The organism is Paenibacillus dendrobii, assembly GCF_009807035.1.
GTDB classification, from domain to species: Bacteria; Bacillota; Bacilli; order Paenibacillales; family Paenibacillaceae; genus Paenibacillus_AQ; species Paenibacillus_AQ dendrobii.
Window position 1 is genome coordinate 32540 of record NZ_WUBI01000002.1, and the last position, 14867, is coordinate 47406.

The 14867-nt window shown below is 48.7% G+C and carries 15 protein-coding genes; all 15 read right to left on the reverse strand.

Annotated elements, in window-relative coordinates; all coding sequences use genetic code 11:
- Positions 1-23: 23 nt before the first annotated feature.
- The 15 genes from GRF59_RS13775 to GRF59_RS13845 all read right to left on the reverse strand — a co-directional run bounded on the left by GRF59_RS13775 (position 24) and on the right by GRF59_RS13845 (position 14755).
- Entirely contained in the window at positions 24-1337 is a 1314-nt protein-coding gene (locus GRF59_RS13775; protein WP_160498307.1) for an amidohydrolase, read from the reverse strand.
- Positions 1312-1977, reverse strand: a complete 666-nt coding sequence (locus GRF59_RS13780) for a redox-sensing transcriptional repressor Rex (RefSeq protein WP_160498308.1) — start codon at positions 1975-1977, stop codon at positions 1312-1314. Before GRF59_RS13780 ends, GRF59_RS13775 begins: the two co-directional genes overlap by 26 nt.
- Positions 1978-2042: 65 nt before the next feature.
- Positions 2043-4895, reverse strand: coding sequence for an ATP-dependent DNA helicase DinG (dinG, locus tag GRF59_RS13785; RefSeq protein WP_160498309.1), 2853 nt, complete (start codon positions 4893-4895; stop codon positions 2043-2045).
- 134 nt (positions 4896-5029) lie between these two features.
- Positions 5030-5659: a tetratricopeptide repeat protein gene (locus GRF59_RS13790; RefSeq protein ID WP_160498310.1), complete on the reverse strand. Its 630-nt coding sequence runs from the start codon at positions 5657-5659 to the stop codon at positions 5030-5032.
- A 132-nt stretch (positions 5660-5791) separates the two neighbouring features.
- Positions 5792-6175: an aspartate 1-decarboxylase gene (gene panD / locus GRF59_RS13795; protein ID WP_160498311.1), complete on the reverse strand. Its 384-nt coding sequence runs from the start codon at positions 6173-6175 to the stop codon at positions 5792-5794.
- Positions 6176-6179: 4 nt separating this feature from the next.
- Entirely contained in the window at positions 6180-7061 is an 882-nt protein-coding gene (gene panC / locus GRF59_RS13800; protein ID WP_160498312.1) for a pantoate--beta-alanine ligase, read from the reverse strand.
- Positions 7058-7930, reverse strand: a complete 873-nt coding sequence (panB, locus tag GRF59_RS13805) for a 3-methyl-2-oxobutanoate hydroxymethyltransferase (RefSeq protein ID WP_160498313.1) — start codon at positions 7928-7930, stop codon at positions 7058-7060. Before panB ends, panC begins: the two co-directional genes overlap by 4 nt.
- Before the next feature lie 368 nt (positions 7931-8298).
- The gene (locus tag GRF59_RS13810) at positions 8299-9276 is read right to left on the reverse strand and encodes a biotin--[acetyl-CoA-carboxylase] ligase (RefSeq protein WP_160498314.1); all 978 of its coding nucleotides are present in this window, start codon (positions 9274-9276) and stop codon (positions 8299-8301) included.
- The gene (locus GRF59_RS13815) at positions 9269-10540 is read right to left on the reverse strand and encodes a CCA tRNA nucleotidyltransferase (protein WP_237391827.1); all 1272 of its coding nucleotides are present in this window, start codon (positions 10538-10540) and stop codon (positions 9269-9271) included. Before GRF59_RS13815 ends, GRF59_RS13810 begins: the two co-directional genes overlap by 8 nt.
- Before the next feature lie 41 nt (positions 10541-10581).
- Positions 10582-11745 (reverse strand): N-acetyl-alpha-D-glucosaminyl L-malate synthase BshA, encoded by a 1164-nt coding sequence (bshA, locus tag GRF59_RS13820; protein WP_202128686.1) that lies wholly within the window; start codon positions 11743-11745, stop codon positions 10582-10584.
- Between the two features lie 120 nt (positions 11746-11865).
- Complete coding sequence (bshB1, locus tag GRF59_RS13825) at positions 11866-12567, reverse strand: bacillithiol biosynthesis deacetylase BshB1 (protein ID WP_160498316.1); 702 nt, start codon at positions 12565-12567, stop codon at positions 11866-11868.
- A complete protein-coding gene (mgsA, locus tag GRF59_RS13830; RefSeq protein ID WP_341480100.1) occupies positions 12564-12986 on the reverse strand; it encodes a methylglyoxal synthase in 423 nt (140 codons plus the stop codon). Before mgsA ends, bshB1 begins: the two co-directional genes overlap by 4 nt.
- An 18-nt stretch (positions 12987-13004) precedes the next feature.
- Positions 13005-13808, reverse strand: coding sequence for a 4-hydroxy-tetrahydrodipicolinate reductase (gene dapB / locus GRF59_RS13835; RefSeq protein WP_160498317.1), 804 nt, complete (start codon positions 13806-13808; stop codon positions 13005-13007).
- Between the two features lie 35 nt (positions 13809-13843).
- On the reverse strand, positions 13844-14371 hold the full coding sequence (locus GRF59_RS13840; RefSeq protein ID WP_160498318.1) for a tetratricopeptide repeat protein: 528 nt from the start codon (positions 14369-14371) through the stop codon (positions 13844-13846).
- Positions 14372-14425: 54 nt separating this feature from the next.
- Positions 14426-14755 carry a nucleotide pyrophosphohydrolase gene (locus GRF59_RS13845; protein ID WP_160498319.1) on the reverse strand — a complete coding sequence of 110 codons (330 nt, stop codon included), beginning with the start codon at positions 14753-14755 and terminating at the stop codon, positions 14426-14428.
- Positions 14756-14867 lie beyond the last annotated feature (112 nt).

Here is a 14867-nt window from a genome sequence, read left to right on the forward strand (position 1 = left end):
CACCCTTTCCGAGGCTTCCGTCCCTAGCGGGACAGAAGACCGTCAAAAGCGGCCTGTGCTTCTCTGCGGATCCGCTCCTCGTCAAGCGTCAGGCAAATGCCATGCTTCACAACTTGTTTGCCGTCTACCCAGACATGCTCTACGTCCTTACCACAAGCTGAATATACAGCATGTGAAACCAGATCGGTATGAGGCAGAAAATGTGCCTGATCCGTGTTCAGGGCGATGAAATCAGCCTTCATTCCTGGAGCCAATGTGCCTATATTGTCCAGAAAGAGGGACTGTGCTCCATAGATCGTACCCATTTTAAGAGCCTCCGAAGCCGGAACAGCAGTGGGATCACCGGAAACTCCTTTATGAATCAAGGCCGCAAGACGCATCTCTTCGAACATATCCAAGTTATTATTGCTGGCTGCACCGTCCGTTCCAAGCGAAACCGTTACTCCGAATTTGAGCAAATCGGTCACGCGAGCCACCCCGCTGGCCAGTTTCAGGTTGCTTCCCGGATTGTGGGAAACCGCAACTTTATTTTTTGCCAGAATCTCAATTTCCTCATCCGTCAAATGAACCGCATGGGCCACAAGGGAAGGACGGGAGAACATGCCAAGTTTCTCCAGATGAGCAACCGGACGGAGGCCATAGTCACGAAGATTTTGCTCTACCTCGGCTTTTGTCTCAGACATATGGGTATGCATCGGCAAGTCCAGATCATGCGCTGCCTGCACAAACTTCTCAATAAAGTCCGGAGGACATGTATAAGGAGCATGCGGTGAGATCATCGTCGTGATTCGGCCATCCGCTTCTCCATTCCATTCACGGGCAAATTGAATCGCTTCGTTCAGTTTGTGACGCTGAACATCTTCCGGGCAAAGGCCAATGACGCCTCGCATGAGCGAAGCACGAATTCCGGACTCTTTAACAACCGCCCCGACCTGGTCCATATGATCATACATGTCAAGGAATGTTGTTGTTCCGCCTTTTAGCATCTCCAATACGGAAAGGGAGGTTCCCCAGTAGACATCGGAAGAAGTGAATTTCGCCTCCATCGGCCACATCTTTTCTTCCAGCCAAATTTGCAGGGCGAGATCATCCCCGTAGCCCCGAAGCAGCGACATCGCTGCATGGCCGTGAGTATTAACCAAACCAGGCAAAAAGAACAAATGCGTCCCGTCCACGACTGGAATATCGCTCTCCATCTCAGGGATCTCTTCACCTATATAGGTAATCCGATCATCTTCAATGACCATGTAGCCCTGAATGACTGGCTTGTCCGCATTTGGAACCGCGAAGCTGCCATTTTTAATCACCCATTTATTTGTCTTCTTGTGCTCCGTCATCAGCAGAACCGTCCTTTCCATTATCCAAATAATATGCCAGACTTAGCAGGTCTGTTGTGAAATCGGCCGCATGAATCCGGATGTTGGCCGGCGCCTTCAGAATGGTCGGCGCGAAGTTGAGAATAGCTTCGATGCCTGCCGCAATCAAGCGGTCCGCCACATTTTGCGCTTCCACATCAGGAACGGTGATAATGCCGATACGGATATTCCGGCTTTTGATTGTATCGCTGATTTCATCCATCGGTTGGACCGTCAATGTGCTGATGCGCGATCCCACTTTTGTAGGATTTTCATCAAATACCGCGACTATTTTAATGTTTTCCCGAAGATATAGGTTATAGTTCGAAAGCGCTTGTCCCAGATTACCGGCTCCGACGAGCACGGCATTAATCTGTTGGTCCAGATTCAGGATATGACGAATTTTCTCGATGAGGTACGAAACATCATAACCGATCCCTTTACGTCCGAAATCTCCGAAATAAGCTAGATCCTTGCGGATCTGCGCAGGATTCAGATCAAGCTTGAGTCCAAGCTCCTGCGAAGATACCGTGGACACTTCTCTCTTGTTCAAATCATTTAAATATCTTAAATACACAGGCAATCTGCGGACAACTGCTTCGGATATCTTCTCCGACTTCATGCATGCTCCCCCTATTTAACAGCTTAATTTATATAACTAATTACAATCCGGACGGCTGCGGGGCATTAGCCCTCATGCAGCCATTCGGATATGCGAGGAACCATTTTTTCGGTGTTCATATGCTCCATTTTTGGTCCTGGCAGAGAATACAGAAAGTACTTCCCGTAATAGGATTCGATGACGCGCGTATCGTAGACAATAACGATTCCGCGGTCATTTGCCGTACGAACCAGCCGGCCAAAACCCTGCTTGAAGCGGATAACGGCCTGCGGCACGGAAAGCTTCATAAACGGATTTTTTTTCTGCCGCTGCAGCAATTCGCTTTTGGCTTCAACCATCGGATGGTTCGGCGGTTGGAACGGCAATCTTACAATCGCTAAACATGTCAGCGCATCTCCCGGAATGTCTACACCTTCCCAGAAGCTACTTGTACCCAGTAAAACGGAAGCGCTGCTGTCTTGGAATCTGCGGATCAGCTTGGTACGGCTGCCGCTGTCCACCCCTTGTCCGAGCACGGTAATATCGCTGCTGGCAAGTGCGTTTTTAAGCGGCTCGTGTACTTGACGCAGCATCCGGTAAGAAGTAAACAGCACCAGCATCCGCCCATGCGTCGCAACCGCAGCATCGGCAAGCGACTGAACCAATGTGTTGACGAATACCGCGTCTCCAACGCTGCCTTTGACGCTGGGAAAATCCCGCGGAATCACAAGCAATGCCTGATCGCGGTAATTAAACGGAGACGGAAGCTGCACAGTGATCAGCCGTCCGCTTTCCTGATCTTCCTGCAATCCGAGATTATCGATCATATACTGGAAAGATTTATCTACAGATAATGTGGCAGACGTCAAAATAACGCTCTTTTTCTTATCAAAAAACAGGTCTTTCAACTGCTTGCTCACATCGACGGGGACGGCGTACAGCTGGAGTGACTTGCTGCGGTAATGGCCGCTGGCCTCCATCCAATACACGACCGTCTCGTCATTCAGATTCATGAAGGTCCTCAAATCATCTCTTTCGGAAGCCATATCTTTAAAAAGCCCGCTAAGATCCGTGATCAGACTATCCGCGCTGTAATCATCCTCATCTTCCTTGTACTCCGCAAGCATTTTCTCTCCGCGCCGAACGGATTCACTGATTTTCACATGAATTCGGTTCTCTATCGCTTTAAGTGCCTCCCACTCCTCCGGCCACTTAGACGGCTGCAAGCGAAGCACATACTGCCCAGAGTCTCCCGGTGAAGCATCATTTCGCTCGGGAAGAAGATTAAAGAGCGAATCGCTCAGCTTATCCCAGTCTTCCTTCACGTCAACCAGATCTTCACTGATTCGGTCAATAGATGCAATCCAGTCCCCTGCACGTTCTTGGCCCGAAGATTGCAGCTGCTGACGAAGAACAGGAAGCTGGCCATTGCGGCCATCCTTATATAGCCTTGTTAGCGTATGAACCACACTGAAGTACTTCATATGCAGTCCAAGATGCTTTCCAGCCACGTCCTCCAAGTGATGCGCTTCATCAATCACCAGACGCTCATAAGCGGGCAAAAGCTGATGGCCAGCCTTGACATCCGTGAAAAGCTTGGAATGATTGGTAACGACGACATCCGCTATGCCTGCTTCATGCTTGGCACGGTGGTAATAGCATTTGCGGAACCAAGGACAGCCGCGTCCAAGACAAGAGTCCGAATCACTGCTTACGGTTTCCCAGAAATCGCCGCCGCGTCCGCCGAGATTCAGCTCTTCATCATCCCCATTTTCCGTTTGGGCCAGCCAGACAATCATCTGCGCTGCAATGATCGTATCTTCCTTCGGGTTATAAAAGTCTCTTCTGTTTATTTTATGTTCAAATTTTCTCAAACACAAATAATGCTGTCTGCCCTTAAAGACGGCTGCCTTGAAGGGAAACGGAACGACCTGGGTTAACAGGGGGACATCCCGCTCCCGCAGCTGTTCCTGTAGGTTGATCGTATGCGTGCTGACCATGACTTTTTGCTGCTGCTTCACGCTTTGATATATGGAAGGAATCAGATAGCCCAAAGACTTACCTGTGCCTGTACCTGCTTCGATGAGCAAATGCTTATCTTGTTCCAGGGCATTCATCACTTCGTCGAACATAATCGACTGTGGCTCACGTTCCTCATATTGAGGCATGATCGCTTTGAGACGCTTTTGAATTTCGCCCAAGTATTCTTTAAAATCCACTCCAGTCAGCGGATTATCGTCCGATTCGTCTCTGGGAGGCTTCATTTCAGTCCAGTCTTCAACCGCAAGGGCCAACTGACGATAGAAAGTATGGCTGTTCAGATCCTGAATCGGTTCCTGTTCCTTCCGCTGACAAAGTCCATCGAAGAACCATCCCAGATCACTGTCTTCCTCTGCGAAAAGTTCGCTAAGACGCTGGAGGGTGATCAGCGGAAGATCGTTTAATTCTTCCAGGCATTGCAACAATACATAAGCAGTCGCCAAAGCATCGCTGTCTGCCTGGTGCGGATGGTCATGCTTGATATCGAAATGGGCTGTCACCTGGCTCAATTGATAAGAAGTCAGTGACGGAAAACATATTTTAAGGAAATCCAATGTGTCCAGAATTCGGCCCGAAAACGGCAAATAACCGCTCCGATCCAGCGCGTTTTGCAGAAAATTAAAGTCAAACGCGACGTTATGTCCCACCAGGACAACATCATCCAACATGGGAACAAGTTCCATCAGCATGTCCTCAACTGAAGGAGCATCCGCTACATCCGCTTCCGTAATGCCTGTCAATTGGGAAATAAAAGGCGGAATGGGAACACCAGGCTTCACATAGGAACCGTATACACGGGAGATTGTCAAATCTTCTTCTATAATGGCAAGTCCAACTTGAATAATTTCATCGGCGGACTGGTTGCCTGTCGTTTCAAAGTCCAGTACGGCAAATTTCATGATTATGCTAATCCTTTCATTCCAGTCTCTTTACCAGCATAACAGAAGATTTCACATTTGAAAATTAAGTGACAACAAAAAGGCGATGCTCAAGGCGCTTTTTTTGCGCATGATGCATCGCCCTTTCGCTTGCTTTACATCAACGAAATCAACTGGCTGCCATATTGAAGCTGACCGCGCTTTTGCTGGCAAACCTTCAGATTCATCAGGGGATCAGGAAGTGTGGGGTCACACTGAATAGCTAAAGCAAAAAACTCCTGTGCCTTGCCCGGGTTCCCGTTTTTGACAGCAATACATCCTAACGCATTGTAAATCATCGCCTTCAGCTTCTGGCTTTTGGCGAGCGGGAGTATCCACTCGAAATGCTTATTCGCCTCTTGGGTCTCTTCCAGATACAAATGTGCCATGGCCAGATACATCCGGGACAAAAGGCTGTCCGGATAATAACGGATAACTTGAGAAAATTGCTGAGCGGCCTGACGGTACATCAGCAGCCGGAAGTAACCCTGCCCGCGAACAAAATCATTCATCTCCATCTCGGGTGTCTGTTCGGAAAATAAGGTGGACGGCACTTCCGTATGTTGCCGGAATTCCCCCATTTTTTCTTCAAATGACAACCATTCGTCAATAATTCCGTCACTCATGGTTTTAAGCATATTCCACTTTTGTATCAGTTGTTGCTTTTGGGACTCCTGCGCTGCCGGGTAATGTTTCATGATTTCATCTAACATGTGGTTCATTTCCGCGAATACATGCTGGAACATGGCTGCATCCCACCCTTAAACAAAAATGAAATCAGTGCGGTCACCTGCATTCATTTTTTGTTGATACAGCCTTTTTCATTCTTCGAAACGCCTGCCATTCCTTGTCTAAAGCCTTGCACGAGAGCCATAATGTTAGATTATGGTTGCATGTACTTCCTTGTTCATGGTCGTCATCGGCTGATTGGTCTCATTGACGAACACGACGGTAGGCTTGTGATTTTTGATTTCTTCGTTGGACATCATGGCATATGAAATGATAATGACGGTATCTCCAGGCTGCACCATGCGTGCCGCTGCCCCATTCAGGCAAATCACGCCGCTGCCGCGGGGACCCGGAATAACATATGTTTCAAGGCGGGCACCGTTGTTATTGTCCACAATTTGCACTTTTTCGTTCTCCAAGAGATCCGCAGCTTCCATCAAATCTTCGTCAATGGTAATGCTCCCAACATAATTCAGATTTGCTTCCGTTACGGTAGCACGGTGTATTTTGGACTTCATCATCGTTCTAAACATGATCTTATTCTCCCTTCGGATGTAACAGACGATTATCAATCAAACGTGTTTTTCCAAATTTCACGGCAAGTGCCAGAAGGACCGGCTCATCCAGCTCCGAAATGAGGGCATCATCGTCCAATGGCGAAAGATCAGGAAAAGCTGCCACTTCGACATAATCAATGACCGCCAGTTGAGACTTCTGAATGGTGCTCACCAGCAGGTCTCTTGCTTCAGCTGCAGTCCGAATCTGATCTTTCTCCAGCGCCTCCTCGGCATCCCTTAATGAACGGGACAGCACAAGTGCCTGGGTACGTTCTTCCGGGCTCAAATATACATTACGGGAGCTGAGCGCAAGTCCATCCTCTTCGCGAATTATGGGACATGGCATGATTTTGACGTTGAAATTCAGGTCAGACACCATTTGCTCGATAACAGCCACCTGCTGTGCATCCTTCATTCCGAAAAAAGCATAATCCGGTTGAACGATATTAAAGAGCTTGCTGACCACAGTCGTTACCCCGTCAAAATGCCCCGGACGCGAAGCACCGCAAAGACCGGATGTTACGTCGGCGACCGTGATCTTCGTTTTCGTCGGTTTGGGATACATCGTCTCTACGGACGGAAGAAACACCAGATCAGCTCCGGCTCCTTCTGCCGCGTCCAGATCCCGTTCTTCATCGCGCGGGTAAGTCTCAAAATCCTCCCCAGGTCCAAACTGGATAGGATTCACAAAAATGCTGACCACTACGATATCCGATTGATCTTTCGCTGCGCGAATCAAACTGGCATGACCTTGATGGAGATATCCCATGGTAGGTACCAAGCCGACCGTTCTTTTATTGGAAGAGGATTTCAATTCCTCAATAGAGTCTCTAAGTTCTGCGATGGTTCTTACAGCTTTCATGCGTTGTTCACCTTTTCCCGGCCCCGGCCGTATAGATTCTCAACTACCTGATCTTCTGCCGTAAATACATGGCTCTCGTCCGGGAACGAACGTTCCTTCACTTCTTTGACGTATTGAACAAACCCTTCGCGGATCAACGTTCCGGCATCGCCGAAGTTCTTCACAAATTTTTTGTTCCGATATGGGGAAGCATATTGAAAAATATCGTGGAACACCAACACTTGGCCATCAACGCCGCGGCCTGCACCGATTCCGATCGTTGGAATGGACAGTTGGGAAGTGATATACTCTGCGACCTGTTCGGTTACAAGCTCCAGGACGATGCCGAATGCACCTGCTTGTTCAAGCGCTTTGGCATCCTCTAACAGACGTTGTGCATCCTTCTCGTCCTTACCTTGGATGCGGTAGCCCCCGATCTGATTAACCGATTGCGGTGTCAAACCAATATGTCCGAGTACCGGAACGCCAGCTCCGGTGATTGTCTCAACGGCTGAACAAATCTCTCTTCCGCCTTCCATTTTGACGGCATGGGCATGACCTTCCTGCATCAGCTTGCGCACATTGCGAAGCGTTTCATCGATGCTTCCGTGATATGTCATGAACGGCATGTCCGCGACAACGAAAGTATTACCTGCCCCGCGAACTACGGAGCGCGTATGATACACCATGTCCTCAATTGTGACCGGAAGTGTCGAATCATATCCAAGTACGACATTTCCCAGTGAATCGCCAACGAGAATCATATCCACGCCTGCTTCTTCGGCTAGTTGTGCGGTCGGGTAATCATAAGCGGTTACCATGCTGAGCGCGTTGCCCTCTTGTTTCATTTTTTTCATTTTTACGATGTTTAGCGGATGTTTAACTGCCATTTTTAGCAGCTCCTTCCATTTCGGATTATTTTTGAAAAACAAAAAAACCTTTTAGTGTTTCACTAAAAAGTTCCGAAAGGGCAAAAAAGAGTCACTTGCGATCGTCCCTTCTGTCTCGGTCCCTTCGGCTCAGAGCAGAATCCAACGTATGCGGCATTAGCTGTGATGAATGCTACGTGAATTGTAATTGCACAAGCAGAGTGCAGTTCGGTCCAACGCCGATACCGCCTCTACATGTCAGTATATCAAAAAGATTTACCGATGTACATCCAAAGCTTCCAGACCGCTTCTAACGAAAGTGGTTGTTCCGAGACAAGGGCCCGGATGCTTCGATGTTCATTTTGTGTCTAAATTACCTTCGCAGAATTTCAGCGTTTGAGTTCGACATCTCCGGAAAAAATCGGCACATGCGTCCCCTCGCCTGTAGCAACCAGCAGGGCGCCGCTGTCATCAAGCTTCTCTGCTATTCCCATCACGGTGCCACGGGCCGTATTCACCGTCACAGGCTTTCCAAGCGTGACAGACAAAGCCTCCCAAAGCGTTGCAATGGGTCCGAATCCTTCCTGCTGATACAATTGATACAGTATCTCGAATTCCTCAAGCACAGCCGCGATAAGAGCGGTACGGTCAATCGATTCGCCCGATTCGATTTTGAGTGAGGTAGCAATCCCGGCAAGTTCTTCCGGATAATCCTCAGCATCCAGGTTTACACTGATCCCGATCCCGGCGATACAGTAACGGACATACTCATCTTCGGCTGCAGATTCGAGCAGAATCCCGCTAATTTTACGACCATTGACAAGCAAATCGTTGGGCCATTTAAGCCCTGCCATTACACCCGCCACCTTGCGAACCGCCCGGCATACAGCGACTCCTGTCATGAGCGTGAGTTGCGGCATATAGTGCATCGGCTGCTTAGGTCTGAGGACCAGACTCATCCATACCCCTTTACCTTTTGGCGAGTACCATTTACGGCCCATTCTTCCTTTCCCGCCGGTCTGTTCCTCTGCAATCACGAGAGAGCCTTCAGGTGAGCCCGTCTCAGCCATCATCCTGGCTTCCTCTTGTGTAGAAGATACAGTCTCAAGGATTTTTATCTTTTGGCCCATGGCCGTTGTTTTCAAAGCTTTGACCAGCGAGAGCGTATCAAGGCGTTCCGGCTTGCGAAGAATCCGGTAGCCTTTATGCGGAACGGCCTCGAATTCATAACCGGCCTCCCGTAATTTGTTAATCTGCTTCCATACCGCCGTCCGGCTGACAGCCAGCCTACGGCTGATCTCTTCACCGGAGACGAATTCCTGTGGATTCGCCATAAGCAGATCCAGAAGGGTTTCTTTTTCACTCATTTGAAGATATCACCCGTTTCACTTCATCGATTAATTGCTCTCTATTATTAGGCAGAGCTTGGGAAGCAACCATCACAAGAAGTTTACTCATGATTTCGCTGACCCACGGCCCTCCTTTGAGGCCAGACACTTCCAATAAATCTTTTCCTGAGATCGCCAGCTCGGACAAACGATAAATCCCCATCTCTTTCGTCCAGGCCTTGAAATCGCTAATCAGTTCGACAGGGTATGCAGCAGATGCGTTCAAACCTATGAAATCAATCATAAGCAGCCAACGCTCAGCCGCCTCCCTGCCATATTTTAACACGATCGAGATCCAATATTCCTTGCATGAGGAATTCTTGCCCGTGGTGTTAAAAGCTGCCGTTTCCTCACCGACGCTTAGAATATCCGCGATCTGTTTCCGCGTTGAATTGGCGAATGTCCAATGCCGTAGCACTCGATGTGCTTCTTCAGCATTCAAACCGCAGGCACGTAGTAGGAACGCCCAACGGATGATTGCCTCCTCTGAAGGGATTTCATCCAGAATCGGAACCAGATCGATATCCGGTTCATATGTAAAAGGAATTTTCGCGTCTGACAGCAAACCGCTCCGGTAAAGCAGATAAAGTCCTCTGGACGGTCGTCTGCCTTCCATGAGTTTCTCAAGCTCTACCCGGAACCGCTCCATCGCCACATACTGGATGTTCGTCCGCTCTTCTACAAGCCCTTTCCAAGTGCGGTACGCAATGCTGAACCCAAATACCGAGGCAAACCGGATACAGCGGACCATCCGCAAGGCATCCTCCTGAAAACGGGTTCTCGCATTGCCTACGCAGCGGACGACTCCGTTCTTCAAATCAGCCATGCCCTGATATGGGTCCACGATTGTGCCATCGATAGACCTCGCCATCGCGTTAAACGTAAAATCTCTCCGTTTGAGATCTTCTTTCAAATCGCTGACGAACTCAACCTCAGAAGGTCTTCTGTGATTCTCATAGGCTCCCTCCACCCGGTAGGTCGTCACCTCGTATGCGTAAGAGCCGCATAACACCGTAACCGTGCCATGCTTAATGCCTGTGGGCACAGTTCGTTCAAAAACGGATTCAACGGCTTCCGGTAGGGCGGAGGTTGTAATATCCATATCATGTACCGGTCTGCCCATGAGTTCATCTCTAACGCAGCCGCCTACCCAGTAAGCTTCATGGCCTTGCTCCAGAAGTCTGGAAACGACCTCTTCGCTATGAAATGCCATTTCCGCGTCAGCCTGATTCCAATGTACCAAAACGCATAACCTCCCGCTCGCAGCTGCTGCCGCTTAAAAAACTAGCCGCAAACCGGATTCAGGTCAGGAACCTCGCGGCCTAAAACGCGGTAGTATATTTGCTCGTACTGCTGTGTAATCAGTCCATCGGAAAATTCTCGGCAAGCTCTCTTCAAACATGCTTCCCTAAAATTCGCAGCAAGTGCCTCATTCGACAAAAGCTGAACCGTATAATCTGCCATTCTCTTCGTATCCCCTATAGGAGCCAAAAATCCCGTTTCCCCATGTTGAACGAGCTCAGGGATGCCTCCAGCCAGGGATCCCACAGTTGGGACTCCGCAGGCCATGGCTTCAAGCGCAACAAGTCCGAAACTTTCTTTCTCGGAAGGCAGCAGCAGTACGTCTGCAAGGGATATCACCTGTGCTATTTCATCCTGCTTTCCAAGGAAGAACACTTTATCTTCAAGCCCCAGCTCCTTGATCTTGCATTGCACCTTAGGCAGATCCGGACCTTCTCCGACGAACAGCAGCTTGGAAGGGACCTTCTCATTCACCCTTGAAAATATCTCAACAACATCCTGAACCCGCTTTACAGGGCGGAAATTGGAAATATGCATCAAGATTTTCTCATTGGGCTCGGCAAAATCGTTTCGCAGCGAGGTTGTATCGCGCGGATAATAGATACGCTTATCTACAAAGTTGTATGTCAGATCAATGTCTCGGCTGATGTCCAGCACGTCACGGGTCTCCTGGATCAAATCCTGGGATACGGCTGTTACCGCATCGCTTTCATTGATAGCCAGCCGGATCAGATCTTTTAACGATTCGTCCTGGGCTAACACTGTAATATCGGTCCCGTGCAACGTCGTGACGACTTTTAAATTATCGCCCACCATTTGCTTGGCTAGAAATGCACAAACCGCATGCGGAACCGCATAATGGACATGCAAAACATCCAGCTGCTGCAATTTGGCAACCTGGGCCATTTTCGTTGCTAATGACATATCATATGGCGGATAGCGGAATACATAGTAATCGCTCACTTCCACCTCGTGATAGAAAATATTTTTATGGAATGTTCCACCTAAGCGGAATGGTATGCTGTGGGCAATAAAATGAACCTGGTGTCCTTTTTCTGCCAGCAATTTCCCAAGCTCGGTAGCCACAACGCCAGAACCGCCGAGCGACGGGTAGCATGTTATTCCGATTTTTAATGATTGGCTCAACGTGACCATCCTCCTTACCCTAATTCCCTATACATCATATTATCGTTCCCAAAGTATTAAATAGCCAGAACTGATCTCAAATGAATCCAAAGATCAGCCCTGACTTTTTGAATGGCAATCCTACATGAATTTATCCACAAGAAAAGGTGACTTAGATGCAAAACCTTCCGCATACGGAACCAGCCTGCGCTGACCGGTAAGCTTGTCCCGAGACCGCACACGCTCAATATACCCTTGATTCAGCGGCGTCGAAACGGCATCCTCTTCGTTTAATGTGTTTTCGAACTGCGAACGATAGCACAAGAGCGCTTGTTCCTTCTGTTCCTGTTGAGCGGTAATATCGACCATCAGGTCAGCCCTGCCCATATCGTTAATGAAGTAAAAATACAGCTGATCCACGAGAACGGCAGGCTTGTCCGGCATATAGCGCCGAAGCTTCGCGTTAAATACCGCTTCTTCAACAAGCTTGCTGCAGGCCACATGATCCGGATGACGATCCTCCCAATAGGGAGCAAATACAATTCGCGGCGCATGTCGGCGAATTTCTGCCGTAATGACCTCAATGTGTTCAGGAGTGATGAACAGTCCCCGGTCAGAAAGCCCCAGGTTGCTGCGCATCGTGAGCCCAAGAACACCAGCTGCTGCTTCAGCCTCCTGCCGTCGGCGGTCAACCGTACCGTTCGAAGACATTTCGGCAAACGTTAAATCACAAATTCCTACGCGATACCCCGATTCCACATGCTTGATGATCGTTCCACCCATGCCAATTTCGGCATCATCCGCATGTGCCCCGAATACCAGAATATCCAGACCTTCACTCATATTTCAGCACCAGGCTTATATTTATGCACCAACTCACGCCATGCAAAATCGCCGCGGTCAAGTGCTTTCACTAAGATTTCAGCTGTTGCTATATTGGTTCCTAGCGGAATCCCCTGCACGTCACAAAGTCTGAGCAGCGCATTGATATCCGGTTCATGAGGCTGCGCCATAAGCGGATCACGCAAGAATATGATCAAATCCATTTCGTTTTCCGCGACAAGAGCGCCGATCTGTTGATCGCCACCAAGCGGACCCGACATAAATCGATGGATTTTCAAATCCGTATTTTCCATGATTCGTTTACCGGTGGTTCCTGTAGAATACAGTTCATGTCCTTCAAAAACTTTTTCATAAGCCGTTACAAAATTGACCATCTCGTCTTTTTTGCGGTCATGTGCGATAAATGCGATTTTCATTATGTCCCACTCCTTTAGAAGCTACTCTATAAAGTGATCGAATCCATAAACCATTCCGGTGTAATTCATAACCTTTTCGATAGCCATTTTTACGCCAGGCATATAGCCGGCCCGCTCGTATGAGTCATGGCGGATTTTCAAGGTTTGGCCGAAGCCTCCGAAAATAACCTCCTGCTGGGCAAATACGCCCGGAAGCCTAACGCTGTGAATGCGGAAACCATTGTAATAGCCGCCACGCGCACCCTCGATAGTCTCTTCTTCCTTGGGATTGCCTTGACGGATCTCTTCACGGTTCTGTGCAATCAACTCAGCGGTCTTAATTGCGGTTCCGGATGGTGCATCCAGCTTTTGGTCGCCGTGAAACTCCATGATCTCCAAATGCGGAAAATATTTGGCTGCCTGGGCTGCAAATTTCATCATCAGAATAGCGCCAATGGAAAAATTCGGTGCGATCAAACCGCCCAGCCCCTTGCTTTGGCACTGCTTGTCCAACTCTTCGATTTGTTCGGGAGTGAACCCGGTGGTTCCTACAACCGGCCGTACGCCATGGGAAACAGCCAAAGCCGTGTTGGGATATGCGAATTGAGGCGTCGTAAAATCAACCAGGACGTCTGGCTTCGTCTCGACTAAGGCAAGCTCAAGATCATTTGTCAGCTTGATTCCGCATGCAGGCAGGCCTACAAGCGTTCCCGCGTCCGTACCCTCCTGAGACCGATTCACTGCTGCCACCAGTTCCAGGTCAGAATCTTCAAGCACCAGCTTGACTACCTCTTTCCCCATTCTGCCGGCAGCACCGGCAATTGCTACTTTTATCTGATTTGACATCTGGTTCCTCTCCCCGCTTTCCTGTTCTATGTTCATCAATCATGCAAGTAACTGCTCAATCGGTGTTTAAGCTGATCGAGCATTTCATGAAGTCCATGATCGTGTGGTTGAAGAGCGATAACCTCCTTGAGCGAGGCGATAGCGAGCGCATGCTCGTTCAGTTGACTGTACGTAAGTGCCAGCCAGATATACGCCTCTCCGTATAGAGGATCAAGCTTCACCGCTTCCTTCAGCTTGGATACCGTTTGATATAACTCGCTGGCGGGAGCCACTTTTCCGGAATCAATGATTTTTTTGGCATCTTGCACCAAACGCATGGACTGCAAATGCTGCAGATATAGCAAATATTCTGATTTTTCAGGGGCCAGCTCGAAGGCTTTCTGCGCATGTTCAAGCGCCTTCTCCAGCCTGCTGCTTCTGGCATAGGTGACAGAGCAGCGGTAATGAATTTCTGCTGAATCCGGGTCTTCCAGAACTGCCGCTTCGAACCATTGGAGAGCTCCCTCAAAATCATTTTGCAAAATGCAGTGATAAGCATTCCGGACAAACTGTTCGGATTTCATTCTGCTGTACCCCCTTGTTATTACGGGCTATTGTACAGCATATGTATGACGGACTTATTCGGTGTCCTTTTTGGTCCACCGATTCGCGTCACGCGTATTGAATTTATGCATGACCTTATCATGGGCGTCGGCCAGATCAATCCCAAGCGAATTGGCAAAGCAGATGGTGATGAACAAAATATCCCCAAGCTCCAGCTCGATTGAGTTTTCATCTTCGGATGCTTTTTTCGGCTTTTCTCCAAAGCTATGATTAACCTCTCTCGCCAGTTCGCCAACCTCTTCTGACATCCGTGCCAGCATGGACAGAGGACTGAAATATCCTTCTTTAAACTGGGAGATATACTGGTCAACTTCCCTCTGCATTTCAGCCAAAGACTTTTCCATCTTGATGACCTATCCCCCCTTTTTAATCTTGATCTATATACCGGTCAAACCGGGTATTAGTTTACTCCATATGTTATCGCAAAGCACAATTGAAAACAAATCTTTTTTAAAT

Bases quoted from the DNA above. Each gene is read 5' to 3' on its own strand.
- GRF59_RS13840 (WP_160498318.1), bottom strand. From the start codon at position 14,371: ATGAAATCCGAACAGTTTGTCCGGAATGCTTATCACTGCATTTTGCAA.
- panB (WP_160498313.1), bottom strand. From the start codon at position 7,930: ATGGCAGTTAAACATCCGCTAAACATCGTAAAAATGAAAAAAATGAAA.
- panC (WP_160498312.1), bottom strand. From the start codon at position 7,061: ATGAAAGCTGTAAGAACCATCGCAGAACTTAGAGACTCTATTGAGGAA.
- dapB (WP_160498317.1), bottom strand. From the start codon at position 13,808: ATGTCAAATCAGATAAAAGTAGCAATTGCCGGTGCTGCCGGCAGAATG.
- GRF59_RS13790 (WP_160498310.1), bottom strand. From the start codon at position 5,659: ATGTTCCAGCATGTATTCGCGGAAATGAACCACATGTTAGATGAAATC.
- GRF59_RS13810 (WP_160498314.1), bottom strand. From the start codon at position 9,276: ATGAGTGAAAAAGAAACCCTTCTGGATCTGCTTATGGCGAATCCACAG.
- GRF59_RS13775 (WP_160498307.1), bottom strand. From the start codon at position 1,337: ATGACGGAGCACAAGAAGACAAATAAATGGGTGATTAAAAATGGCAGC.
- dinG (WP_160498309.1), bottom strand. From the start codon at position 4,895: ATGAAATTTGCCGTACTGGACTTTGAAACGACAGGCAACCAGTCCGCC.
- panD (WP_160498311.1), bottom strand. From the start codon at position 6,175: ATGTTTAGAACGATGATGAAGTCCAAAATACACCGTGCTACCGTAACG.
- GRF59_RS13845 (WP_160498319.1), bottom strand. From the start codon at position 14,755: ATGGAAAAGTCTTTGGCTGAAATGCAGAGGGAAGTTGACCAGTATATC.
- GRF59_RS13780 (WP_160498308.1), bottom strand. From the start codon at position 1,977: ATGAAGTCGGAGAAGATATCCGAAGCAGTTGTCCGCAGATTGCCTGTG.
- bshB1 (WP_160498316.1), bottom strand. From the start codon at position 12,567: ATGAGTGAAGGTCTGGATATTCTGGTATTCGGGGCACATGCGGATGAT.